Source organism: Streptomyces sp. TBY4 (assembly GCF_024213195.1).
Lineage (GTDB): Bacteria > Actinomycetota > Actinomycetes > Streptomycetales > Streptomycetaceae > Streptomyces.
The window spans coordinates 629,635-653,362 of record NZ_JANAVF010000001.1; the positions used below are offsets into that span (position 1 = coordinate 629,635).

General features: G+C 72.4%; 20 protein-coding genes. 6 read left to right on the forward strand and 14 right to left on the reverse strand.

What is annotated here, in order from left to right; translation table 11 throughout:
• Positions 1-5: 5 nt before the first annotated feature.
• Positions 6-995, reverse strand: a complete 990-nt coding sequence (locus NLX94_RS02970) for a helix-turn-helix domain-containing protein (RefSeq protein WP_254380952.1) — start codon at positions 993-995, stop codon at positions 6-8.
• Positions 996-1,216: 221 nt separating this feature from the next.
• On the opposite strand from NLX94_RS02970, the gene NLX94_RS02975 reads away from it, so the two are divergent.
• The 3 genes from NLX94_RS02975 (at position 1,217) to NLX94_RS02985 (ending at position 3,682) form a co-directional block, all read left to right on the forward strand.
• Positions 1,217-1,885, forward strand: coding sequence for a helix-turn-helix transcriptional regulator (locus NLX94_RS02975; protein ID WP_243338946.1), 669 nt, complete (start codon positions 1,217-1,219; stop codon positions 1,883-1,885).
• 64 nt (positions 1,886-1,949) lie between these two features.
• Positions 1,950-2,507 carry a toxin-antitoxin system, toxin component gene (locus NLX94_RS02980; RefSeq protein ID WP_254380953.1) on the forward strand — a complete coding sequence of 186 codons (558 nt, stop codon included), beginning with the start codon at positions 1,950-1,952 and terminating at the stop codon, positions 2,505-2,507.
• Positions 2,504-3,682: an MAB_1171c family putative transporter gene (locus NLX94_RS02985; protein ID WP_254380954.1), complete on the forward strand. Its 1,179-nt coding sequence runs from the start codon at positions 2,504-2,506 to the stop codon at positions 3,680-3,682. Before NLX94_RS02980 ends, NLX94_RS02985 begins: the two co-directional genes overlap by 4 nt.
• Positions 3,683-3,704: 22 nt before the next feature.
• Here NLX94_RS02985 and NLX94_RS02990 read toward each other — a convergent pair whose 3' ends face one another.
• Together NLX94_RS02990 and NLX94_RS02995 are read right to left on the reverse strand one after the other, a co-directional pair.
• Positions 3,705-4,481 carry a DUF4239 domain-containing protein gene (locus NLX94_RS02990; protein ID WP_254380955.1) on the reverse strand — a complete coding sequence of 259 codons (777 nt, stop codon included), beginning with the start codon at positions 4,479-4,481 and terminating at the stop codon, positions 3,705-3,707.
• 48 nt (positions 4,482-4,529) lie between these two features.
• Positions 4,530-5,114, reverse strand: a complete 585-nt coding sequence (locus tag NLX94_RS02995; RefSeq protein ID WP_254380956.1) for a hypothetical protein — start codon at positions 5,112-5,114, stop codon at positions 4,530-4,532.
• Between the two features lie 207 nt (positions 5,115-5,321).
• On the opposite strand from NLX94_RS02995, the gene NLX94_RS03000 reads away from it, so the two are divergent.
• Both NLX94_RS03000 and NLX94_RS03005 read left to right on the forward strand, forming a co-directional pair.
• A complete protein-coding gene (locus tag NLX94_RS03000; RefSeq protein WP_308402360.1) occupies positions 5,322-6,725 on the forward strand; it encodes a M20/M25/M40 family metallo-hydrolase in 1,404 nt (467 codons plus the stop codon).
• Between the two features lie 38 nt (positions 6,726-6,763).
• Positions 6,764-8,275, forward strand: coding sequence for a YfcC family protein (locus NLX94_RS03005; protein ID WP_254381220.1), 1,512 nt, complete (start codon positions 6,764-6,766; stop codon positions 8,273-8,275).
• A gap of 14 nt (positions 8,276-8,289) precedes the next feature.
• Here the strand turns inward: NLX94_RS03005 and NLX94_RS03010 are convergent, their stop codons facing one another.
• The 9 genes from NLX94_RS03010 to NLX94_RS03050 all read right to left on the reverse strand — a co-directional run bounded on the left by NLX94_RS03010 (position 8,290) and on the right by NLX94_RS03050 (position 17,662).
• Positions 8,290-9,369 (reverse strand): polyprenyl synthetase family protein, encoded by a 1,080-nt coding sequence (locus NLX94_RS03010; protein ID WP_254380957.1) that lies wholly within the window; start codon positions 9,367-9,369, stop codon positions 8,290-8,292.
• On the reverse strand, positions 9,366-10,574 hold the full coding sequence (locus NLX94_RS03015) for a 3-hydroxybenzoate 6-monooxygenase (RefSeq protein WP_254380958.1): 1,209 nt from the start codon (positions 10,572-10,574) through the stop codon (positions 9,366-9,368). The genes NLX94_RS03010 and NLX94_RS03015 overlap by 4 nt, the downstream gene beginning before the upstream one ends.
• Complete coding sequence (locus NLX94_RS03020; protein ID WP_254380959.1) at positions 10,571-12,484, reverse strand: anthranilate synthase family protein; 1,914 nt, start codon at positions 12,482-12,484, stop codon at positions 10,571-10,573. The genes NLX94_RS03015 and NLX94_RS03020 overlap by 4 nt, the downstream gene beginning before the upstream one ends.
• Positions 12,481-13,143, reverse strand: a complete 663-nt coding sequence (locus tag NLX94_RS03025) for an isochorismatase family protein (RefSeq protein WP_254380960.1) — start codon at positions 13,141-13,143, stop codon at positions 12,481-12,483. The genes NLX94_RS03020 and NLX94_RS03025 overlap by 4 nt, the downstream gene beginning before the upstream one ends.
• A gap of 85 nt (positions 13,144-13,228) precedes the next feature.
• Positions 13,229-13,999 carry a 2,3-dihydro-2,3-dihydroxybenzoate dehydrogenase gene (locus tag NLX94_RS03030; protein WP_254380961.1) on the reverse strand — a complete coding sequence of 257 codons (771 nt, stop codon included), beginning with the start codon at positions 13,997-13,999 and terminating at the stop codon, positions 13,229-13,231.
• Between the two features lie 8 nt (positions 14,000-14,007).
• On the reverse strand, positions 14,008-14,478 hold the full coding sequence (locus NLX94_RS03035; RefSeq protein WP_254380962.1) for a DUF2834 domain-containing protein: 471 nt from the start codon (positions 14,476-14,478) through the stop codon (positions 14,008-14,010).
• A 51-nt stretch (positions 14,479-14,529) separates the two neighbouring features.
• Positions 14,530-16,035, reverse strand: a complete 1,506-nt coding sequence (locus NLX94_RS03040) for an NAD(P)/FAD-dependent oxidoreductase (RefSeq protein ID WP_254380963.1) — start codon at positions 16,033-16,035, stop codon at positions 14,530-14,532.
• Complete coding sequence (locus tag NLX94_RS03045) at positions 16,032-16,928, reverse strand: 1,4-dihydroxy-2-naphthoate polyprenyltransferase (protein WP_254380964.1); 897 nt, start codon at positions 16,926-16,928, stop codon at positions 16,032-16,034. The genes NLX94_RS03040 and NLX94_RS03045 overlap by 4 nt, the downstream gene beginning before the upstream one ends.
• Positions 16,925-17,662 carry a methyltransferase domain-containing protein gene (locus NLX94_RS03050; RefSeq protein WP_254380965.1) on the reverse strand — a complete coding sequence of 246 codons (738 nt, stop codon included), beginning with the start codon at positions 17,660-17,662 and terminating at the stop codon, positions 16,925-16,927. Before NLX94_RS03050 ends, NLX94_RS03045 begins: the two co-directional genes overlap by 4 nt.
• A 188-nt stretch (positions 17,663-17,850) precedes the next feature.
• On the opposite strand from NLX94_RS03050, the gene NLX94_RS03055 reads away from it, so the two are divergent.
• Positions 17,851-19,140 (forward strand): FAD-binding protein, encoded by a 1,290-nt coding sequence (locus NLX94_RS03055; protein ID WP_254380966.1) that lies wholly within the window; start codon positions 17,851-17,853, stop codon positions 19,138-19,140.
• A 72-nt stretch (positions 19,141-19,212) separates the two neighbouring features.
• Here NLX94_RS03055 and metG read toward each other — a convergent pair whose 3' ends face one another.
• Positions 19,213-20,928 carry a methionine--tRNA ligase gene (gene metG / locus NLX94_RS03060; protein WP_254380967.1) on the reverse strand — a complete coding sequence of 572 codons (1,716 nt, stop codon included), beginning with the start codon at positions 20,926-20,928 and terminating at the stop codon, positions 19,213-19,215.
• A gap of 365 nt (positions 20,929-21,293) precedes the next feature.
• Positions 21,294-23,438, reverse strand: coding sequence for a hypothetical protein (locus NLX94_RS03065; RefSeq protein ID WP_254380968.1), 2,145 nt, complete (start codon positions 23,436-23,438; stop codon positions 21,294-21,296).
• Between the last annotated feature and the right edge of the window lie 290 nt (positions 23,439-23,728).

Genomic DNA, 23,728 nt, shown 5'->3' on the forward strand with positions numbered 1-23,728 from the left:
CCGGATCACTCCACCGGCGACGGCACGGCCCTCAGCCTCGGCTGCTGGTACTGCTGCGCGCCCGGACCGCCCGGCAGCGGACCCGTGGGCAGGCCCTGCGGCGCGGAGAGGACCAGGGTCATCCGGGTCAGTCCCATGCCGTCGAGCATGGGGCCGGATTCCGCCACCATCCGGCAGCGCACCAGGCCCCAGCCCGGGTCCGGGTGGCGCACGGTGCGCACGGCGCCGTCCTGTTCGGCGGCCTCCGCCCCGTGGGTCGTCAGCCAGTGCGGCACCCCGTACCGGTAGGCGGCTTCCATGAACGGGTCACGGGCCACCTCCTGACGGATGCTGCGCAGCCCCTCGTCGTCGGGGGCGGCGGCCAGCGCGGTCGCGAACCGGGCCAGCAGCGGTACGCACCAGGCCGGTTCGTGGTCCTCCAGCACGGCCGCGGCGTCCGGGTGGAACAGCACGAAGCGCAGGAAGTTGTCGTCCGGCAGGGCGGTCGGATGCGGGCGCACCGACTGGAAGAGCCGGTCGAACGCCGAGTTGGTCAGGGCCACGTCCCAGCGGTGGTCCACGAGGAAACTGGGGTAGGGCACGGCCTCCATGAGGGCCGCGTAGTCGCACAGGTAGTCGCGCTGGGCCGGATCGTCGGGCAGCCGGCTGTCCTCGGCCGCGCGCCAGGTGGGGGGCGGGTCGCGGTCGACCATGATGCGGAAGAGCCAGAAGCACTGGCGCTCGCTCATTTCCAGGGCCTCGGCCAGGGCGAGCAGCTTGCGGTCCGTCCACTCCTTGACCAGGCCGCGCTCCCAGTTCCCGTACGCGCGCACGCTGATGCGCAGACGCGCCGCCAGGTCTTCCTGGCTCAGCCCCAGTTCCTCCCGGCGCTGGCGCAAAATCTCCTTGCGTCGCTCCGACCGCACGGCGCCGCGTGCGGACTCCTCGCCCGCCAGGCGCTCCCCACCGATGTGGGCGAGGCCATCGGACGGGCCCACCGCTGCGAGATGTGGCACCGAGAGCCCCCTCTTCCTTACGGTCTGGATCTTCATTTCTGTGTGGCGATCCTGCTACCGACTTCATTCGAGTGTCAACTATTGTGGCAATTCCAGCCTCCAGGCAGCTCGATCCCGCCACAGATGTGGCACGTTCTAGCCGTACGGACCGAGACCGGATAGATTCCAGAAGCCGACCACGTGCCCGTACCCCGACCTCGCGCGATCTAGGAGAACCACTGGTGACAGACGGCTTCCCGGCTCCCGTCGCGGTGGCCAACACGCTCCTGGCAGCCACCGTCACGCGGGTCGCAGAACTCGCCGGCAAGCTGGGCCGCGACCTGAACCAGGTCTTCGACCTGCGCCGCCTCTCCGAGGCCTCGGGTGTCCCCGCCGACGTGGTCCGGAGCCTGCTGGACGGCCGGCCCGCCGGCGAGCCCGATCTCCAGACCCGGTTCCTCCAGCGCCTCGACCTCCTGCGCCGCACCCGCGTCAAGCCCAACGGCCGCCGCTACACGCAGCAGGAGATCGCCGACGGCGCCGCCATGTCGCGCCAGCAGGCGGGAGCCCTGATCAACGGCGACCGGCGGCCGACCATGGAACACTGTGACGCGATCCAGCGCTTCTTCGGGGTGCACGCCGGTTTCCTGACCGCCCATGACGCGGACGCGCTGACGGACGCCCTCCAGCGCACCGAACAACAGCTGCTCCAGGACTTCGCGGGCCGCGCCCGGGAAACCGCACCCGCTCCGGCCGCTTCGGCGGGCGATCCGCTGGCAAGACTTCTCCAGAACCACGGCGTCCGGGGCATCGCCTGGAGAGCCGCCCAACTGCCCAGCGACAAGCACCGGGACAAGGTGACCGAATGGCTGGACATGCTCCTCGAAAGCGTCAAACCGAACGAATCCTGACCCAGTCGAAAGTCTGGGTCTGATCCTTGAGTCCTGATCCGGATCCGCGCCGACGGGGAGAACGGTGAGCATAGGCAGAGAGCAGCGGCGGTTGTGCGGGGAGCTGGTGGCGGGCATCAGCCTCACCGCGCCCGTGGAACCCGTGGACCTCTACGCCGCCCTCTGCGAGGGCATGAGCAAGCACCGCGGCCGCCGGGTGGATTTCCGGATGGCCTCGTTCCCCCCGGGAACGGCCAGCGGTCTGTGGCTCGACATGGCGGACCGCGATCTGGTGGTCATCGAGGAACGCACCGCACCCGACCACCAACTGGTGATCCTCGGGCACGAGCTGTGGCACATGAAGGCCGGCCACTGCAGCCACCACGTCGACGGCGCCGCCGTCGCCGCCCGGCTGCTGTCGGACGAGGCCGACATCGGCGAGACCGTACGACGCGTCGCCGCGCGCACGCGCGCCGACGTGCAGGAGGAGACCGAAGCGGAAACCTTCGGGCTGCTCCTGGGCAGCCGCTGCCGGACCTGGCTGGCCGGATCCGGCAGCCACCGGGCACCGGCACAGCGGGACCAACTGGCCGGCCGCATCGAGGCCGCGCTCGGATACCGGGGGCACAGGAACGACCATTGAAAGGCCAGGACTACTACACACCGGCAGCCGCCATGGCGATCGCACTCGCCTTCAAACTGCCGACCCTCCGCAAGAACTGGCGCGATCCGCTCCTGCGGTCGGTCTGCGCCCTGCTCACTCTGGCGAGTGCCGTCTTCACCTTCGCCGCCCCGCCCACGATCGCGGCGGTCAACCGCTGGACCGGCATACCCAACTTCTCCGCCCCGTTCGTCTACTGCCTGATCACCGCCTTCAGCGCCGCCTGCCTCGTGCTCATCGTCAACTGGCGCGGCGGCCCGCCGGAGGAGACCCGGCGCGTCTCGCGCGCCTGGATCCTCGGCTACTCCGTGGTGATCGTGGTGCTGATGGTGCTGTTCACGCTCGGGGACGCCCCGGTCGAGCGGCTGCGGGACTTCGACACCTACTACGCCAACACCCCCTTCATCCGGGAGATGATCGCCCTCTACCTGGTGGCCCACAACGTGGCCGCCATCGTGATGGTCGCGATGTGCTGGCGCTGGTCCCTGCAGGTGCGCGGCTGGCTCCGCGTCGGCCTCGTGATCATCGTCATCGGGTACGTCTTCAACCTCTGCTACGACGCCACCAAGATGACCGCCGTCGTCGCCCGCTGGACCGGACACGACCTGGACTGGCTCAGCACCTCGGTGGCTCCTCCCGTCGCCTCCATCGGCGCCAACGTCAGCGCCATCGGCTTCGTCCTCCCCCTGGTGTTCCAGCGGCTGTCCGACGCCTGGCAGTACTGGTCCACGTACCGGCAGCTGGGCACGCTCTGGCGCGAGGTGCGCACCTGCGGACCCAAGGGTGCCCCCAGCGTCAGGATGGCCTGGTGGTCCCCGGTGGAGCTGCGGATGATCCAGCGCGAGTCGGACATCCACGACGGCTTCCTGCACCTCGGCCCGTACTTCGACCAGTCCCACCGGGACGACGCCCTCGCGCGGGCCTTCGCCGCCGGCGCCGACGAGGAGACCGCGCGGGCCGTGGCCGACGCGGCCATGGTCGCGGCCGCCGTGCGCGCCCGGGCCGCCGACCCCGAGGGGCGGGTCATCGGGGCCAGCGACGAGGGCGCCCCACCGCCCGCCGAAGGCCCCCGCGACCTCGTGCGGATCTCGCACGCGCTGCGCAACTCCCGGGTGGTGGCCGAATGCCGGCGGCAGTCCTCCCTGTCGGGACGCTGAGCACCGGCCTCCACACCGGTTGTCAGCTCCCGGCGGCCAGGGACAGGGACGGGAACAGGTCCTGGAACGGCGCCGCCGAGTCGAGGCCGTCCCGGCCGAAGGGCGCGTCGAAGCTCCACACCATGAACAGCAGGAACACGATCAGCGCGCTGAACAGCCCCGCGAGCAGCAGCTCCCGGCCCGAACGCCGGATCTGCAGGGTGAAGATCAGGCCGACGGTGACCAACCCGCCCGCGACCAGCCCCAGCCAGACCACGCCCGGCAGCGTGGACTCGTCGGTCTGCGTCCGCTCGTGGCGGGCGTCGTCGGCGGCCGCGATGTGGTCCAGGAGCGGCTGGTAGGCCTGTGCCTGCAGCTCGTTGGCCGGAGCCTGGTGGGTGACACCGCTGCGCAGCTTGCCGAGCAGTTCGCCGCCCTCCGGTGACACCGGGGCCCCGGAGGTCAGCCGCGGCCAGTCCACGCTGACGGTGTGGGACACGTACGCGTCGACCTCGCCGCGGATCCGGTCGCGCACGGCGGCCGGGTAGACGTCGGCCCGCTGCGTGACCTCGTACAGGGACTGGGCCTCGCGGCGCACGCTGTCCTCGGCGGCGCCACGGGCCTCCCAGACGCCCGCGATGGCCAGGCCGAGCACGATCGCGTAGACCACGCCGACCATCATCACCATGTACTCGAGGACGTCGGGGGTTTCACTGGTGTCCTCGTCGGCCGCGACCCGGCGGTGCCGGATCGCGGTGAAGGCGAGGACGAGGGCGCAGACGAGCGCCATGGCGATGGCCAGGACCAGCCATTCGGACACGAGGGTTCTCCGTAGGTCGGGATGAGCGGACTGAAGGTGCGGGCGCGGCTAGCCGCGGCTCCGGGAACGGGGCCGCAGCGCGACGGCCGCGAGCACCGCCGGGGTCGTGACGACGACCATGAGCATCAGGGTGGACATGCCGTCCGGGCCGCGCCGCGCCAGGGCCGCGGAGTGGTACGGGCGCACGTGGAAGCGCCCCGCCGCCCCCGCCCCCGCTGCGCCCCGGTCCGGAGCCGCCGCTCCGCCCGGCGGTGCCTGCACGGCATCGGCCCCCTCCACCGCGGCCGCCCGCGGCTGCGCCGCCCCGGGCCTTGCCTGCGCCGTCGGCCGGGGGGCCGCCCCCGGCACCGGGGCGGGCCCGAGCGGCCCGGCCCCCGGGTGGCGCACCGTCGGCCCGGCCGCGCCGGGCAGGACCACCCGGGCCGTCGGCGGCACGTCCGGCACCGGAGCCGGGGCAGGGGCCGGGGGCCGCACCACGGGGGGCAGCACAGGCCGCGCCCGCGTCCCGGCCGGAACGCACAGGTCGACCCGGGCGCCGCGCCCGTGGCCGTCCCCGGCGACCGCCACATGGCCGTGCAGCGGGCAGAGCGCGGCCACCAGGCCGGCCCCGGCGAAGTACTGCCAAGCGGTCACCGCGCGTCTCCCGGTTCAGCGGCAGGGATGAGGGTCACGTCTGAAGAAACGATCACGGCGGTGCTTCGATACGCGGCGGACAGGTCAAGATGCGTTCACCCGCCCGGCCCACTCCGCCACGGCACGGCCCGCTCCCCCGGCCGATGATCGGAAGAACCCGATCCCGCAGCTCAGCGGGGTCGCCCCGGGGAGCAGGGACGGTGGCAGGTGGACGCGGACGGCTCGCAGACCCTCGAAGCACAGGTCGACGCCCTGATGGACGGCCTGCGGGCCGACCTGGAGAGGCTCTCCTCGATCCCCTCGGTCGCCTTCCCCGGGTACCCGCCGGAACCGGTCCTGGAGGCGCACGACCTGGTCGTCTCCCTGCTGCGGGAGGCGGGCGTCCCCACCATCGAGCGGATCGACCTCCCGGACACCGCCCCGGTCGTCTACGGCGTGATCCCGCCCCCTCACCCGGACGCCCCGACCGTCCTGCTCTACGGGCACTACGACGTGCAGCCCGCCGGCAATCCGACCCTGTGGCTCTCCCCTCCCTTCGAGCCGACCCCCGTACCCGGTGTCCCCGGCGCCCTGCGGGCCCGCGGGATCGCCGACGACAAGTCGAACGTGATCGCGCACCTGGGCATGCTCCGGGTCTACGGCGGCCGCCCGCCCGTCGGGATCAAGATCGTGATCGAGGGCCAGGAGGAGTACGGCAGCCCCTTCGACGACTACCCGCCCACCGATCCGGACCGGTTCGCCTGCGACGCGATGGTCATCGCCGACCTCGGCAACCTGCGGCCCGGCACCCCGACCCTGACCACCGGTCTGCGCGGGGCCTGCGAGGTCATGGTGGAGGTGCGCACCCTCGCGGAGGCGCGGCACAGCGGGGAGTTCGGCGGGGCCGCCCCCGACGCCCTGCTGGTCCTGCTGCGGGCGCTGGCGTCCCTGCACGACGAGCACGGGGACGTGGCGGTGCCCGGGCTGCGCCGCGATCCCTGGGAGGGGACGACCTACACCGAGGAGGAGTTCCGCGAGCTGGCCTCCGTACGGGACGGACTGCCGCTGATCGGGACCGGCTCGCTCGGCGAGCGGCTGTGGAGCGGGCCCGCCGTCACCGTCATCGGGCTGGACGCCCCGGACGTGGCGGGCGCCGCCTCCGCCGTGGTCCCGTACGCGCGGGCCAAGCTCAACCTGCGCTTCCATCCGCTCCAGGACCCCAAGGAGGCCCGGAGCGCGCTCGTGGAACACCTGCGCGCGCAGCGCCCCTTCGGGGTCCCGCTCACCGTCACCCCGGGCGACACCGGCCCCGGCTTCGAGGCGCGGACGGGCGGGCCGGCGTACCGGGCGGCGCTGACCGCGCTGAAGGAGGCCTGGGGCACGGAGGCCTCGTACGTGGCCACGGGCGGCTCGATCCCGCTGGTGAACGGCCTCGCGAGGGCGGCTCCGGGGGCGGAGGTGCTGTTGTTCGGCGCGCAGGACAGCATGTGCAATCTGCACGCGCCGAACGAGCGGGTGCTGCTGTCGGAGGTGCGCAACACGGTGGTGGCGATGGCCGCCTTCGTCCGGGAGTACGCGGCGGACTTCCGCGCGACGCCGCCGGCTCCGGCGTCCCCGGGAGGCGAGCGGTGACCACGACGCCCCCGCCGGCCCCGCCGCAGATCCCGGCCGTGCAGGCTCCGCCGGAGGAGCCGCCCCCTGCGAAGAAGTTCTCCTTCCCCAGCGCGCTGACCGTCCTGGCCGTGGTCACCGTCGCCATCTGGCTGCTGGCCTTCCTCGTCCCGGCCGGCCAGTACGACCGCAACGACAGCGGCGCGCCCGTCGCCGGCACCTATCACCGGGTCGAGGGCACCCAGAGCTTCACCGATCGCCTGAACGACCTGTTCCTCTCCCCCGTCAACGGGCTCTACGGCCTCCAGGACCCCAAGACCGGCCAGGTCGGGCCCACCTTCAGCGGTGATCTGTACGGCAGCGCGGGCGTGTTCCTCTTCGTGCTCGCCATCGGTGCCTTCATCACCGTCGTGTTCGCCACCGGCGCCCTCGACCGGGGCATCGCCCGCCTCGCCCACCGGCTGCGCAACCGCGGGGCGCTGCTGATCGCCGCCGTGATGGTGGTCTTCTCGATCCTGGGCACCGTGGAGGGCTTCGCCGAGGAGACCCTCGGCTTCTACGGACTGCTGGTCCCGATGATGCTGGCCCTCGGCTACGACCGGATGGTCGCGGTCGGTGCCAGCATCCTCGGCGCGGGCGTCGGGGTGATGTGCTCCACGGTGAACCCGTTCGCGACCGGGGTGGCCTCCTCGGCGGCCGACATCTCGCTCGGCGACGGGATCGGACTGCGCTTCCTCATGTGGATCGTGCTGACCACGGTGACCGTCCTCTACGTGATCCGGTACGCGCGACGGGTCCAGAAGGACCCCTCCAAATCGATCTGCGGCTTCCTGCCCGGGGACCGGGAGCAGAAGGCCACCGGCGACGAAGAAGTGGAACCGGAGCTGACCGGGCTGCACAAGACCGTGCTGGTCCTGCTGGTCCTCGTCTTCGCCTTCATGATCTTCTCGGTGGTGCCCTGGTCGAGCGCGCTCACCGGAAAGGCGGACGCGACCCCGTACGCCTGGGAACTGGACTGGTCCTTCGCCCAGTTGGCGGCGCTCTTCATCTGCGCGGCCGTGCTGATCGGCCTGGTCGCCCGGATGGGCGAGGCCAAACTCAGCTCCACGATCATCCAGGGCGCCGCCGACTTCATCTCGCCGGCCCTGGTCATCATGCTGGCGCGCGGGGTCACGGTCATCATGAACAACTCGAAGATCACCGACACCGTTCTGCACTCCATCGAGGGCGTGGTGAAGGGGACTTCTTCCGGGATCTTCGCGATCATCGTCTTCCTCGTGAACCTCCCGCTCGCCTTCCTGATCCCCTCCACCTCCGGGCACGCCACGCTCACCATGCCGATCCTGGCCCCGCTCGCCGACTTCGCGGGCGTCTCCCGCGCGCTGATGGTGACGGCCTGGCAGTCGGCGAGCGGCTGGATGAACCTCTGGGTCCCGACCACCGCCGTCACCATCGGCGGTGTCGCGCTGGCGAAGGTCGGCTACGACAAGTACCTGCGCTTCGTCTGGCCGTTGCTCGGCATCCTCTTCGTACTGATCTGCGGATTCCTTGCGCTGGGCGCCGCGATGTGACGGCGCCCGCCCATTCAGTGCCGCCGGACGACGACGAAGTCGGCCAGCGCGGTGAGCTGTTCGCGCACCTCCTCGGGCAGGAACACCGTGTCGAGGGCGCCGAGGGCGGCGTCGTACTGCCGCCTCGCCTCGGCGGCGGTCCAGGCGCGGCCCCCGGCCTCCTCGATCAGGGCGGCCCGGAGCGCGAACTCCGCTTCGTCGAAGGCCTCGTCCGGCGCGCCGCCCGCCGCACCGGCGGCGTCGGCGGCGAGGAGCGCGGCGAGGCGTTCCGCGGCCGGCCCGCCGGCTTCCAGGGCCGCGCACACCGGCAGCGACTTCTTGCGCTGCTTGAGGTCGCTCCACGCCTGTTTACCGGTCTGCTCCGGGGTGCCCCAGATGCCGAGCAGGTCGTCGACGGCCTGGAAGGCGAGGCCGAGGTGGTACCCGTAGCGCTCCAGGGCGTCGGCCGTCTCGTCGTCGGCGCCGTTGAGGACGGCGCCTATCGAGACGGCGCAGGCGAGCAGGGCACCGGTCTTGTTTCCCTCCATCTCCAGGCATTCGGCGACCGTCGCCCGGTCGCGCAGCTCGAAGGACAGGTCCTGGGCCTGGCCGTCGATCAGCTTGCGGGTCGCGGTGTTGAGCCGGCGGGTGGCGCGGCTCGCCTCCGCGGTGCCCAGGTCCAGCAGCACCTCACTGGCGAGCGCCAGCAGCGCGTCCCCGACCAGGATCGCCTGGGCCGGGCCGTGCACCTTCCAGACCGTGTCGCGGTGGCGGCGCTGCTCGTCTCCGTCCATGAAGTCGTCGTGCAGCAGCGAGAAGTTGTGCACGAGCTCGACCGCGACCGCGCCGGGCACCCCCGCCCCCGGCAGGGCGCCGGCGGCTTCGGCGGAGATCAGTGCGAGGGCGGACCGCAGGGCCTTGCCGCCGTCGCCGTCCGAGGGGTTGCCCGCGGCGTCGATCCACCCGAAGTGGTAGGCGGCGATGGTGTCCATGGGCGCCGCCAGCCGTTCGACGGCCGTGCGCAGCATGGGCGTGGACAGCGTGCGTCCCCGCTCCAGCAGGCCGAGTACGTCAACGGCGCCGCGGGTCCTCGGCTTCACATCCAGACGGGTCATGCTGTTTCCTCCCGGAGGGGCCCGGCGCCGTGCAGCCAGGCCATGTGCTCGTACAGGTCGTCCTCGCCCAGGGACCGCAGCATCGCGTTGCGCGCGCGGGCGGCCTCTCCGGCGGGGTGGTAGAGCTGTTCTCCCATCTCCCTGGCCAGGAGCTGGGTGCGGGCGGTGCGTTCGCGCCGTTCGGCGTTGTACTTCTCCAGCCGTGCGGGCGCCTCGCCCGCGGTGGCACCGCCGAGGAGTTCGCCCAGCACCACGGCGTCCTCCAGGCTCTGGCAGGCGCCCTGGGCGGCGTACTGGAGCATCGGGTGGGCCGCGTCGCCCAGCAGGGTCACCCGCCCGTCGGTCCACACGTCCACGGGATCGCGGTCGCACAGCACCCACTCCCGCCATTCCTCGCCCAGTTCGAGGAGCCGGCGGGCCGGGCCGCGCAGTCCCCCGAAGCGTTCGCGCACGAGGTCCCGGGTGGCGGGCCGTCCCGATACGGGCTCGCGGGCGCCGTCGTCCAGGGTGGCGGCGAGGTTGAGGTACTTCCCGCCGCCGATGACGTAGTGGACGAAGTGCCAGCGGGGGCCCGCCCACAGCGTCACCGCGTTCCACCGCAGCTCCTCGGGCACCTTCCCGATCGGTATCACCGAGCGGTAGATGGTGTGCCCGCAGACGCGGGGGGCTCCGTCGCCGACGAGCTGGGCGCGGACCGCCGAGCGCAGGCCGTCGGCTCCGACGAGGAGGTCCCCCGTGAACGTCCGGCCGTCGGCGGTGGACACGGTGACTCCCGACGGGCGCTGCGCGTACGAGCACACGGCGACGCCGGCCAGCAGCTCGATGCCGTCGGCCGCGCGGCAGGCCGCGAGCAGCGGCTCGTAGAGGTCGGCGCGGTGCACCACCGCGTAGGGCTGGGCGAACCGGCGGCGGTAGCGCTCGGCGAGGGGCACGGTGACGACGGTCTCGCCGGTGACGCCGTCCATGAAGCGGAGTTCGGCGACGAACACCGCCCGCTCGCGCACCGCCCGGCCGACGCCCAGCCGGTCCAGGGCGTGGAAGGCGTTCGGGGCGAGCTGGATGCCCGCGCCGAACTCGGTGAAGGCCGCCGCCCGCTCCAGGACCGTGACCCGGTGTCCCCGCCGTGCGAGGGCGAGGGCGGCGGCGAGTCCGCCGATGCCCCCGCCGGCGACGAGCACGCGCGCCGGGGCCTCGTGGGCGGTCATGTCCGCAGCACCCCGGTGAGCAGCGAACCGAGGATCCGCCGGCCTTCCCGAGTCAGGACCGATTCCGCGTGGAACTGCACGGAGGCGAAGCGGCGGCCCTCCAGGGCGTGCACCTCTCCGGTGTCCCGGTCCCGGCTCACCGCCACCCGGCCGTGGTCGGGATGGTCGAGCACGTCGGCCCCGGCGCGGGCGGCGAACGTGTTGTAGAAGCCCACCCGTTCGCGCCCGCCCAGCAGGTCGATCTCCCGCTGCACCCCCTGGTTCGGGGTCTCGCGGCGGACCAGGTCCAGGCCGAGGACCCCGCTCAGCACCTGGTGGCTCAGGCACACCCCCAGGAAGGGCCGGTCGCCCGCGAGCAGCCGGGACACCGCGGCCCTGAGGTGCGCGATCTTCGGGTGCGCGAGGTCGCGGGGGTCGCCGGGTCCGGGGCCCAGGAGCACCAGGTCGTGGGCCCCGGTGTCGTACGGCTCGTCGAACCGCCGTACGGTCACTTCGGCGCCGAGGGAGCGGATCAGCTGGGCGAGCATCGCCGTGAAGGTGTCCTCCGCGTCCACGACGAGGACCCGGCGCCCGGCCAGTTCGGCGGTGGCCCCGTTCCTGCCGTCCGGTTCGTCGAGCCAGAACCCGGCGACGTTCTCGTTGCGCAGGGCGAGCGCGGCGCGGACCTCGGGACGGTCGGCGAAGCGGCTGGGGGCGGGGCCGGCCAGGGCCGCGAGCAGACCGGCCGCCTTGGCCCGGGTCTCGCGCGCCTCGGCCTCGGGATCGGAGTGGCGGACCAGCGTGGCACCGACGCCGATGCGCAGCCTGCCGTCCGCGGCGAGGTCGGCCGTCCGGATCAGGATGGCGGAGTCGAGGCTCCGGGCGCCCGAGGCGTCCCTCCCGATGAGGGCGGCGACGCCGCTGTAGTAGCCGCGTCCGGTGGTCTCGTGCCGGCTGATCACCCGGGCGGCGCTCTCCAGGGGCGCGCCGGTGACGGTGGGGGCGAACAGGGTCTCCCGGAGGATGTCGCGGACGTCCAGGTCGGTGGTGCCCTCGATGAGGTACTCGGTGTGCGCGAGCCGGGTCATCTCCTTGAGGTAGGGGCCGATGAGCCGCCCGCCGGACCGGCAGAGGCGGGACATCATCTTCAGTTCCTCGTCGACCACCATGTACAGCTCGTCGGCCTCCTTCCGGTCCGTCAGGAAGGACAGGACGCCGTCGAGCGTGGGGCCGCCCGGGGGGTAGCAGTAGGTGCCGCTGATGGGGTTCATCACCGCGGTGCCGCCCCGGACGCTGATGTGGCGCTCGGGGGTGGCGCCGATGAGCATCCGGTCGCCGGTGTGCACGAGGAAGGTCCAGTAGGCCCCCGCCTCCCGTTCGAGGAGGCGGCGGAAGAAGGACAGGGCGCCGATGACCGAGCAGTCCGGCAGCCAGGCCGTGAAGGTCCGCTTGATCACGAAGTTCGCGCCCTCGCCGGTGCCGATCTCGTCGGCGACCACCCGGCGCACGATGTCCGCGTACGCCTCGTCCGTGAGGTCGAACTCCTCCGATTCGACCTTGACGGGGTCGTCGGGCAGCCGGCGCAGGGCCTCTGCGAGCGGGAGGTCCTGCCGGCCGGTGACGGTCAGCGCGATCAGCGGCTCGCCGTCGTCGAGGGCGGCGAACCCGCGCTCGGTGATCTGCCGGTACGGGACCAGGGCGAGCACCTCGTCCCGGCCGCCGGCCGGGGCCGCCGGGTCGTCCAGCGGGAGGTCCGCCAGCGTGGCGCAGGCGGCCGTATCGCCCAGCAGCACTTCCAGGGTGCCCGGAGCCGTGGTCTCCGGGCGGTGGAGCAGGGCGAAGGCTCCGGCGGAGCCGTCCAGGACGCGGGCGAGGAGGTCCGGGGGCGCGGCCGTGTCCGGCCCGGCCGCCGCCCGGAGGTTCCCGGTCACCGCGGTTCCCCCGCCGGTACGGCGTCCAGTGCCCGGCACACGGCGGCCGTGGTGACCACGGCGGCGCACCGCTCGGCCGCGTACTCCAGGGCGCGGTGGTGGTGGGAGGCGGAGAAGTCGGCGACGGCGTCGCCCACCAGGAACGGCTGGATGTCGCGCGTGAACGCGTCCACCGCCGTCATCAGGACCCCCACGTTCGCGTACACCCCGCAGATGACGAGCTGGTCGCGGCCTTCGGACCGCATCCGTTCCAGCAGGTCCGAGTTGTAGAAGGCGCTGTACCGCCATTTCACGAACACCCAGTCGTCGGGGCCCGGTTCGAGTCCCGCGACGACCTGGCGGTGCTCCGGTGACGTGCTCATCCCGGGGCCCCAGAAGTCCGCGAGCAGGCCCCGCTCCACGAGGGTCATCCCGCCGGGCTGGGCCGTGTAGGCGATGGGGATGCCGAGTGCGGCGCAGCGCCGGCGCAGCAGGGCCGCGTTGCCCACGAGGGGGTCCCGGGGCGAGGTCCCCGGGGCGAACGGCTGGAGGAAGTACTCCTGCATGTCGTGGACGAGCAGCACGGCGCGCCGCGGGTCCACCCGCCAGCCGACCGCCGCGGGAGGAAGCTCCTCGGGCAGGGGCATCGGATAGGGATCGATGGAAGGCAGTCCTGCCATGCGGTGGTCTGTCCTTTCGGGATGCGGTCGGTGGACGGGCGTGGGCATGGACACCGGGCACGGGCGCCGGGCACGGGCGGCGGGGCTACACCCCGAGGGTCGCCCCGCCGTCGACGGTCAGGCCCTGCAGGGTGATGTGCCCTGCCTCGTCCGACAGCAGGAAGCGGATGGCCTGGGCGACGTCGTCCGGGCTCGCCACCTTTCCCAGCGGGATGCCGGTCCGGTAGGCGTCCGGATCACCCGCCACCGAGGCGGTGACCGCGCTGCCGTCGGCGTGCATGCCGTGCAGCATGTGGGTGTCCGTCGATCCGGGGGCGACCACGTTGCAGCGGACGCCGTACCGGGCGACCTCCAGGCCCATGCACTTGGTGAAGGCGATCGCCGCCGCCTTGGACGCGGCGTAGGCGGCCATGTGCGAGCGCGCGGTGCCGGCGGCGTTCGAGGCGACGGTGACGATCGAGCCCCTGCGGCGCTCCACCATGCGTCTGACCACCGCGCGGGAGACGAAGAAGACCCCGTTGGTGTTGACCCCGAAGGTGAGGTACCACTCCTGGTCGGTGAGGTCCGTGGCCTCGCCGAGGTGGAGCACGCCGGCGGCGTTCACCAGGTAGTCGATGGGCCCCAGTTGCTCCTCCACCGCCTCCACGACGGCCTCGACGTCGGCGCTCGACGCCACGTCCGCCGGGTGGCCCCGTACGGGCAGGCCTTCGGCGGTGAGCTTGCCGACCGTTTCCCACAGCTGCCCGTTGTCGAGGTCCACGGCGGCCACCACCGTGCCCTGTTCGGCGAGCAGCCGGACCGCGGCCGAACCGATGCCCCCGGCCGCCCCGGTGACCAGGGCGACCTTTCCGGCCATCCCGTCACTCATTGCGAGGCCATCGTCGGTACGGGCCGCAGGGCGGACCCGTCGGCGAACTCTTCCGCGGAGCGGGCCCTCGCCTGCACCGCGATCTGCCCGTCGGCGTCCCGCAGGGCCGCGATCTTCAGCTGGCGGACGAGCATGAAGAGGCCGTAGGTCACGATCAGAGCGATGGCCGGAGCCCCGACGATGTACGCCCACACGTGCCGGATGCCGTACCGCCGGCCCTCCACGATCATGTAGGCGCCGACGGCCGCCCAGACCAGCACCAGGTCCATGTAGACGAACTGGGACGCCAGGTTGGTCGTCGAGTCGCGGAGGAAGTTCTCCACCACTCCGGCCGCACCGGCGTCGGCGTTCTGCACCACGAAGGCGACGGCCATGGTCCCCATGACGACCAAACCGATCAGGGCCGAAGCCCCGTACAGGAAGCACAGCGCGCGGTCCTTTCCGCGCACCTCGCTCAAACGGGTCACAACTGCCTCCCAGGCATTGGGTCCTCCCCCGGCCGACCACCGGCCGCGGGGTCATCGCTCGAAGCTGTAGTCGTCCAGGTCGAAGTGCCGGGCCCGCCAGGCCGCTTCGTAGGTGGAGGCGGGGCGGACGGCCGGAGCGTCTCCGTGCTCGTCGAGGTAGTAGCTGTTCGTGCCCCGGCAACTCGGGTCCAGGAAGACGGTGTTGCGCATGCGGCGCAGGTTCCTGCGGAAGGAGCGGTCGTGCTCCTCCGGGCGGACGGCCGCCTCCGTGGCCCCGCGCCGCCGGGCTTCGCCGATCACCCGCAGGGCGTGTGTCACCTGGTAATCGATCATGCCGAACCAGGATCCGCCGGTGAAGGAATAGGGGCCGACGATGAACCACAGGTTCGGGTAGCCCTTGATCGACGTGCCCTCGTACGTCTGGAACCGCTCGGTCCTCCAGAACTCCTTGAGGTCCCGACCGCCCTGCCCGTGCATCGGGAACGGGGGCAGGTTGTCGAGCACGTGGAATCCGGTGGCCAGGATCAGTACGTCGAGGTCCTGTTCCGCGCCGTCCGCGGTGCGGATGCCGGACGGGGTGATCTCCTCGATGGGTTCCGTGACCAGCTCGACGTCGTCACGGGTGAAGGCCCGCCAGTAGCCCTTGCTCAGCGACGGCCGCTTGCAGCCCACCCGGTAGGAGGGGGTCAGCTTGGCCATCAGCGTGCGGTCGCCCTTGACCTGGCGCCGCAGGTAGAACTTGGACGCGGCTTCCCCGGCCTTCGCCAGGAAGGGGAACCGCCGGTAGTGGACCATGGCGATCACGAAGCTGAGCTCGGTCACGACGTCGTTAAGCATCCGGATCGCCCGCTGCGTCGCGGGGACCCTGCGGAAGAGCCGGCGGACGGCCTCCGGGACCGCGAAGTCCGGCTTCGGGAGCAGCCAGGTGGGGGTCCGCTGGTAGACGTGGAGCTGCTCGGTCCGCCCGGCGATCTCCGGGACGATCTGGACCGCCGAGGCCCCGGTGCCGATGACTCCCACCCGCTTCCCGTCCAGGTCCAGGGACTGGTCCCACTCGGCCGTGTGCACGAGGTCGCCCTTGAAGGTGTCGAGGCCGGCGATGGCGGGCGTCTTGGGCTTGGTCAGCCATCCGGTGGCGCAGATGACGAAGCGGGCCGTCAGCTCGGTGCCGTCACCGAGGAGCACCTGCCACAGGTGCGCAGATTCGCTGTACGAGGCCTGCTCGACACGGGAGTTGAAGCGCAGGTGGGGCCGCAGGGCGTAGGTGTCGATGCAGTGGTCGGCGTACGCCTTCAGCTCCTCTCCCGGAGGGAAGACCCGGGACCAGGACGCGAAGGGTTCGGCGGCGAAGGAGTAGGAGAAGGCGGAGATGTCCACGGCGACGCCGGGGTACTTGTTGGCGTACCAGCTGCCGCCCACGTCGTCCCGCTCCTCCAGGACGAGGAAATCGTCGATGCCCGCCCGGCGCAGTCCGAGCGCGGCCCCGATGCCCGAGAACCCGGCGCCGATGACGAGGACTTCGTGGTCCGGACGCGTCGTGTCGCCCACGGCGGTCACAGCGCCAGGCCGATCGCCTGCAGGGACCCGAAGGCGAGCAGCAGCAGGCAGGTGTGCTCCAGCGCCGGAATCAGGTCGCGGCCGGCCGCCCCGCCCAGCACCCGGCGCACCGGCAGGACCGCGACCGGGACCGCGCCGAGGACGAGGAAGGCCCCGGGCCGGGCGGCGGCGAGGAGGACCGCGGACACGAAGGCCGCGGCGACGCAGAGCACGTAGAACTGCCGGGTCGGCCCCGCGCCCATCCGCACCGCGAGGGTGATCTTCCCGGCGGCCGCGTCGGTCGGGATGTCGCGGAGGTTGTTCGTGGTCAGCAGCGCGACCGCGAGGAAGCCGAGGGGCACCGCGGCGCCCAGGGCCACGGCGGGCACGTGCCCGAGCTGGATGGCGGCCGGGGCGCACACGAAGACGACCCCGTGGAAGAGGAAGATGCTGATCTCACCGAGCCCCCGGTAGCCGTAGGGCCGGGCGCCGCCGGTGTAGAACCAGCCTCCGAGGGCGAGGGACACGGTCAGCGGGAGCACCCACCACGAGACCAGCACGGCCAGGACCAGCCCGGCCAGGGCCCCCACGGCGTACAGGACCGCTCCGTGCCGGAAGACCTGGCGCGGCGTGGCCCGCCCCGAGCCCACCAGCCGGGCCGGGCCCGCGCGGTGGTCGTCTACGCCCCGGATCCCGTCGCTGTAGTCGTTGAAGAAGTTGGTCCCCAGGACGAAGCCCAGGACGAGCACGGCCGTCAGGGCCGCGTGCCACCAGTCGACGGCCCCCGCCTCCTCGGCGATGGCGAGGCCCACCACGAGCGGGGCGAAGGTGACGGGCAGGGTCTTGAGGCGTGCACCGGCCACCCAGCTCCGCACGGCGCCGCTGCGCACCGGCCGCTGCTGCTGAAGGGTCATTTCTTCGTCCCCGCGCCCAGGTAGAGGACGGAGGTGGACTTGGTGCGCACCATGGTCACCTCGTCGGTCCGGCCCACCACGAAGCGGGCCATCTCGCGCATCCGCGGTCGCAGGCCGAGCAGTTCGAGCTCGACCCCGTTCTCGCGCGCGGCCCGGGTCAGCCGCTCCCGGTTGACGAAGAGCCGGTGGTCGTGGGTGCCGCGGGGCGGCCGGCCGGGGAGGGGGAGGTTCTCGGCGAGGGTGATGGACACCAGCCGGGCCACCCGGGTGTCGGCGATGGTGTCGACGATCAGCGTGCCTCCGGGCCGCAGGACCCGGCAGGCCTCCGCGACCACCGCGTACGGGTCCGGTACGTGCTCCAGGCACTGGCCGGCGGTGACCACGTCGAACGACGCGTCCTCGAAGGGGAGTCGGGAGACATCGGCCCGGACCACCTCGTCGAACCCGTGCCGCAGCGCCTCGCGGAGCGACATCTCGGAGAGGTCGACGCCGACCACGCGGTAGCCCTTGGCCCCCGCGTGCGGGCCGAACAGCCCGCCGCCGCAGGCGATGTCGAGCAGGGCCGCCTTCTCGGTCCGGGCGACGGGAACGAATTCGGCGCGGGCCCGCGCGATCCAGCCCAATGGTGCGAGCGCGCCCCTGGGATCCCACCACTCGCCGGCGAGACCGTCGTAGTCCGATATGAAGTCCTGCCGGATTTCCGACCTGTCCTTTTCTTCGCTGCGTGCAATCAAAGCAGTTTGCCTCCGCCCATCAGTCGCACTGCTGCCAACCTTTTCCGGAAGCCTGACAGGGGCACATAGAGCGCCCGTGGAGCATCCCTATAGCCGAAGGCCCGAGAGCGTTCCACGGCCTTCCGGAGCGGGGGCGGGGCCGGTTACTCTCCCCTCGCTTCTCCAACTCCGACAAAAGGTGGCAGGCGATGAGCACATTCAGCAGCGATTTCGGACGGTCCCTCACCATCGCTCCCGAGAAGGTGGTGCGGGAGGGGGCGGACGGGGAGATCGGCGACCTCATGGCCGCGGCGGCCGCGTCCGGCAAGGACACCGCCGTACGGGGCGCCGGCCGCTCGTGCAATACGCAGACGCTCGCGTCCGGGACCGTGCTGGACAATTTCCGCGAGGACGCGGAGCCCCGTTTCAGGGGCTCGGAAACCCCCGGAGAACACCTCGGCGAACACCTCGTGGAAGTCCCGAGCGGAATCACCTGGTACGCGCTGGAGAAATGGCTGAACGCGCACGGCCGCGCCAATCCCGTCCTGCCCAGCTATCTGAATCTCACCGTGGGTGGAACGCTGTCGATCGGGGGTTTCGGCCACGGTTCCCTGCGGTCGGGACTTCAGATCGACCAGGTCGAGGAGATCGAGCTCGTCGATGGAACGGGGCGCTCGCGCACCTGCTCCCGCCGGGAGAATTCCGAGCTGTTCCGATTCGCCCTCGGCGGCCTGGGACAGGTCGGTTTCATCCGGACCGCCCTGCTCCGCACCGTGCCGTACCGGGCGGTCACTCCCGTCTCCAGGATTCCGCACACGGGAATATCGGATCTCGCGGAATTCATGAAGGGTGTCGCCGCCGACCCGGCGGTCTCGGGCTATTTCGGAATGTACGACCGGACCTCCTGGTATTCGCAGATCGCCCTCGCGGCGGAGGCCCCGGAGGCCATGGAGGCCGCCGAACCGGGCACCGTGCTCCCCGCACCCGACTACACCTTGCTGCTGCACCAGGAGGTCGACCAGCACCTCGTGCCCGTCCTCCAGGACGAGTCCCGCGTGAACCTCTGGGCCGACTACGTCTTCGACGAGGCGGGCTTCGAGGGGATCACGAAGACCCTGGAGCAGCTGACCCGCGAGTCCCCGTTCGCGGACAACCTGATCAGCCTCTACTTCCTGGTCATCAAGCGTCCCGAGGCGGCGGTGCCGTTCGCCTTCGCCCCGTCGCTCGACACACCGGTCCAGTACGGCATCGGCGTGTTCACCACCATCGAGAAGTCCGACTCCCACGCGGTGGCCGAGACCCGCAGGGTGCTGCGCGAGCTGCTGGCGGCCTGCGCGCAGGCGAAGGGACGCCCGTACCTGTACGGCTCCCACGAGCTGGACGCGGAGCTGCTGGAGGGCTTCTACGGTGCGGACGCGCTGCGGCGGCTGGAAGCTCTGCGCGAGGAGCACGCGTTGACCCGTTTCAACCCGCGGGCCTTCGGCGGCGTACGGCCGTGAGGGCAACGCGCAGGGGCGCGACTCCGACGAGTCGCGCCCCTGCGTGAGTTGCTGCCCGGAAGGCCGGCCGGACTAGGCCTCCGGGGTGCCGCCGAAGCGCTCGCGGTACGACTCCAGGTCCTCTTCGGTGACCCTCGGGAAGAGCACCGCCGGGACCGTGAACGGGGTGCCCGCCGGCACCGCGTCGAGGGACGCGGCCTGCTCCGGGCTGATCCAGGTGGCCGTGTCGCCGGGGAGGTCGAACGCGGAGCGCATGGCGCGCGCCGAGGCCGGGATGAACGGCTCGGAGACCACCGCGTAGAGGTGGATGAGGTTCATCGCCGTGCGCAGGGTGAGCGCCGCGCCCTCCAGGTCGGTCTTGACCTCCGTCCAGGGGGCCTTCTCGTCGAGGTAGGCGTTTCCGGCGGACCACAGGGCGCGCAGCGCGGCCGCGGCCTTGCGGTACTGGAGGGCGTCCATGTGGCCCTCGTACTCGGCCAGCAGTTCGGCGATCTGCGCGCCGAGCTTGGCCTCGGCCTCGCCCGCGGGGGTGCCGGCGGGGACCTCGTCGCCGAACTTCTTGCGGGAGAAGGTCAGTACGCGGTTGACGAAGTTGCCCAGCGTGCCGCCGAGGTCCTTGTTCACCGTGGCGGCGAAGTGCTCCCACGTGAAGGAGGAGTCGTCGGACTCGGGCGCGTTGGCGATGAGGAAGTAGCGCCAGAAGTCGGCCGGGAGGATCTCCAGCGCCTGGTCGGTGAAGACGCCGCGCTTCTGCGAGGTGGAGAACTTGCCGCCGTAGTACGTCAGCCAGTTGAAGGCCTTGACGTAGTCGACCTTCTTCCACGGCTCGCGGGTGCCGAGCTCGGTGGCGGGGAACATCACCGTGTGGAACGGGACGTTGTCCTTGGCCATGAACTGGGTGTAGCGCACGTCCTCGGCCTCGTACCACCACGACTTGTAGTCGCGGTTCTCCGGGTCGGCGTCCGACCACTCCTTGGTGGAGGCGATGTACTCGATCGGCGCGTCGAACCAGACGTAGAACACCTTGCCGTCGGCGGCCAGCTCGGGCCACGTGTCGGCGGGGACCGGGACGCCCCAGTCGAGGTCACGGGTGATGGCGCGGTCGTGCAGGCCCTCGGTCAGCCACTTGCGGGCGATGGAGGACGCGAGCTGCGGCCACTCCTCCTCGTGCTCCGCGACCCAGGCCTCGACCTCGTGCTGCAGCTTGGACTGGAGGAGGAAGAGGTGCTTGGTCTCGCGGACCTCCAGCTCGGTGGAGCCGGAGATGGCCGAGCGGGGCTCGATCAGGTCCGTGGGGTCCAGGACGCGGGTGCAGTTCTCGCACTGGTCGCCGCGGGCCTTGTCGTAGCCGCAGTGCGGGCAGGTGCCCTCGACGTAGCGGTCCGGCAGGAAGCGGCCGTCGACCGGCGAGTAGACCTGCCGGATCGCGCGCTCCTCGATGAAGCCGTTCTTCTCCAGCTGGCGCGCGAAGTGCTGGGTGATCTCGCGGTTCTCCGCGGAGGAGCTGCGGCCGAAGTAGTCGAAGGACAGCTCGAAGCCGTCGTAGACCGCCTTCTGGGCGTCGTGGGCCTGCGCGCAGAAATCGGCGACCGAGAGGCCGGCCGCCTTCGCGGCGAGCTCGGCGGGGGTGCCGTGCTCGTCGGTGGCGCAGATGTAGAGGACGTCGTGGCCGCGCTGGCGGAGGTACCGGGAGTACACATCCGCCGGAAGCATCGACCCGACCATGTTGCCCAGGTGCTTGATCCCGTTGATATAGGGAAGCGCGCTGGTGATCAGGTGTCGAGCCATCCTCGGATGCTCCATTTCGTATATGCCGGTACGACGTGACGTGCGGTTCATCGTATCGAACCGCCGAAACGCCACGCCCCGCATTTCTTCGGGGTGGACTGGGTTGGACTGGGTGCGAAGCACCACCGGGGTGCAAAGCAAAAGCGAGGACTGTGACCACTCCGTCACGGCCCTCGCGCTGCGGCCATGGTACAGCGGGCCGGGCAGCAGCCGAACCGCCGTCCACCGCCGCGGGACACCGTCCGCGGCGGCCGCGGACGGTGCCTGCGGGAGGGCGGCCCCGGCGGCCGGCGGTCCGCCGGGAGGCCGTCCGTCGCGGGCCGTCCGTCGCGGACGGTCAGTCGCGGACGGTCAGTCGCGGGCCGTCAGTCGCGGCCGCCCCGCGCGCCGTCGATCGCGGTGATCCGGGCCCCGCTCGCGAGCCGGCCCGTCAGGGTGGCCGTGGGACCCCCCGGACCGGTGACGGGGACGGCCAGGGTCCGGCCGGCGGTTTCCGCTCTGACGGCCCCGGCCGCCGTGATGCCGGTGACCTCCCGGCTGCCGGCCGCCAGCAGGTACCAGCGGCCGACCGGAGACTTCCACCGGGTGCCCGCGAGGAGGTGCTGCCCGAACCGTCCGCATGCGGCGGTCCCGCGGGACCGGGCCACGTCCTGCGGAGCCCCGGTCGGCAGTCGCAGCTGGACCAGGACGTCACCCGGGCCGGCCCAGCCGGAGGCCCGGGTGCAGGTCCAGACGGCCCGGCCCGCGCCGTCGGGGAGCTCGGAGCCGGCGAAGTCCCAGATGTTGACGGCCCGCACCCCGCCCCCGCCGTACTCCCGCAGCCGGCAGGCGACCGGCGCCCACGCCGCCCGCGCGGCCGGCCCGGTGGCCTCGCGCGGCTGGCGCGCGGGCACCGCCCCCGGACCGTCGGGCAGCGGGGTGTAGGTCAGGTGTACGGGGGTCAGCGCGCCCAGGTCGGCGAGGAGGAAGGCGTGCTTCTCGACGATGCGGGCCGAGGAGGTCAGCTCCAGGACGGGCCAGGCCGCGCAGCCTCCGCCGGCGCCGCCGCCGTCATCCATACGGGGAACCGCCGTCTCCTCGGTGACCCCGTCGGCCGAGACCGCGAGCGGTTCGGCGCCGTCCCCTGTGCGGAGCAGGTCGCGGGTGGCGGCCCCGGCGATCCACGGCGCGAGCAGGTACCTGGCCCGGCCCCCGTCCGTGGCCCCTTTGCCCGGGGAGCGGCTCAGCGTCAGCGCGGCGGCGGTGGTCACGTTCGCCTCGTCGGTACGGGCGAACGCGAGCTCCCGGCCGCGCGGCCCGCCGGGGGCGTCCGTGCCCTCCGCGCCCTCTGCGGGCTCGCCGTACCGCACCACCCGGTCCCCGTCGAGCAGCAGCACCACCGCCCGCCCGGCGACGTCCCCCGCGTACAGGAGTTGCGGCGCGCGCAGCGGGGCGTCGGTGGCCGTCCCCGGCGCGGCCGTCACCGTCACCTCCCGGGGCCGGGCGGCCCAGGCGGCCAGGGCGCGGGCGAGCAGGCCCCGGTCGGCGGTGCGGCCGCCGCGCGCGGGCCAGGCGGTGAAGTCGACGCGGGCGGTGTCCGCCCAGGCCTCGGCGGGCACCCTGACCAGCCGGGCGGGGTCCAGCGTCCCGGCGGCGGCGGGGCCGGCGAGCGGTGACACCTCGGGGCGCCGCGGAGACCCGTCGGCCGCGAGGATCCCGGCGGCCAGGAGCAGAGCCGCCGCGGCGGTCCAGCCGGCCCGGGTGCGGCGGCGCCGGCGCAGCAGGTCGGTGGGGCGGGCGCTGACCACGGCGGCATCGAACCCGCCGCCGTCCGTCCTCCGCAGGAGCGTTTCCCCAGCGGTGTCCCCCGCAACAGATCCCCCACCGGATCCGGAACCTGAGCCGGATCCGGAGCCAAGGCCGACACCGAAGCCGGAGCCGGGCCCGGCAACAGCCCCCGCCACCGCCCCCGGGGATCCGGTGGCGCCGCCCGACCACTCACCCCAGGCGGCCAGCGCCTCCCGTACGGCGTCCGCCGGGTCGGGCACCCCGGCCGCGCCGAGCAGCCGGGCCACCGCCTCCTCGGGCAGGCCGTCCATGCCGTGCAGGACGAACGCGGCCCGGACCGGTCCCGGCGCCGCGCCCAGCACCCGGGCGGGCTCGTCGATGCCGCCCGCCGGCGGCCACAGCCGCAGCCCCCAGACGAAGGGCGGTACCGGCGGCCACCCGAGCCCGGCCGCGGCGAGGCGGGCCCGGCCGGACGGAGCGAGGCTCGCGCGCAGGACCCGTACCCGCACCTGGGTGAGGGGACCGCCCGGCCCGTCGGGACCGGCCGGGGACCGGGCGGCGCCGAGTCCGCCGCGCGGAAGGGCCCGCTGGACCGCCTTGTGCGCGAGGAGGACCCGGGTATGGCGGCCCAGGGTGACCGGGAGCGTCACGTAGGCGAGCCGTACCAGGTGCGGATAGTGCTCGACGAGGACGGCCTCGGCCTGCTCCACGGCGGTGGAGCCGAATCGCTGTGTTGTGCCCACCCTCCGACAAACGAGTGAATCTTGGGATGGTCACACGCCGTGCCCTCCGGGACCGGGCGGCACGGCCGCACAGGAGAACGGCATATGCGTTTGTGCTGGTTGAGCGCGTGCGCGATCGACATCGATCAGCACATGATCATCACCGAACGTAATTCTTCCAGCTTTCGTCTCTGCGCCCTCCGAGTGCGCCCGCGCTGATTTCCTTGCCGCGCACACGGGATGGGGTGGAGCGGTGAGCGATGGCAGCGGTCTTCCGGAGGAGTCCGGTGGCGGAGCCGTGGGTCTGCCGA

Bases quoted from the DNA above. Each gene is read 5' to 3' on its own strand.
- NLX94_RS03010 (WP_254380957.1), bottom strand. From the start codon at position 9,369: ATGACCCGTCTGGATGTGAAGCCGAGGACCCGCGGCGCCGTTGACGTA.
- NLX94_RS03015 (WP_254380958.1), bottom strand. From the start codon at position 10,574: ATGACCGCCCACGAGGCCCCGGCGCGCGTGCTCGTCGCCGGCGGGGGC.
- NLX94_RS03025 (WP_254380960.1), bottom strand. From the start codon at position 13,143: ATGGCAGGACTGCCTTCCATCGATCCCTATCCGATGCCCCTGCCCGAG.
- NLX94_RS03030 (WP_254380961.1), bottom strand. From the start codon at position 13,999: ATGGCCGGAAAGGTCGCCCTGGTCACCGGGGCGGCCGGGGGCATCGGT.
- NLX94_RS03045 (WP_254380964.1), bottom strand. From the start codon at position 16,928: ATGACCCTTCAGCAGCAGCGGCCGGTGCGCAGCGGCGCCGTGCGGAGC.
- NLX94_RS03055 (WP_254380966.1), top strand. From the start codon at position 17,851: ATGAGCACATTCAGCAGCGATTTCGGACGGTCCCTCACCATCGCTCCC.
- metG (WP_254380967.1), bottom strand. From the start codon at position 20,928: ATGGCTCGACACCTGATCACCAGCGCGCTTCCCTATATCAACGGGATC.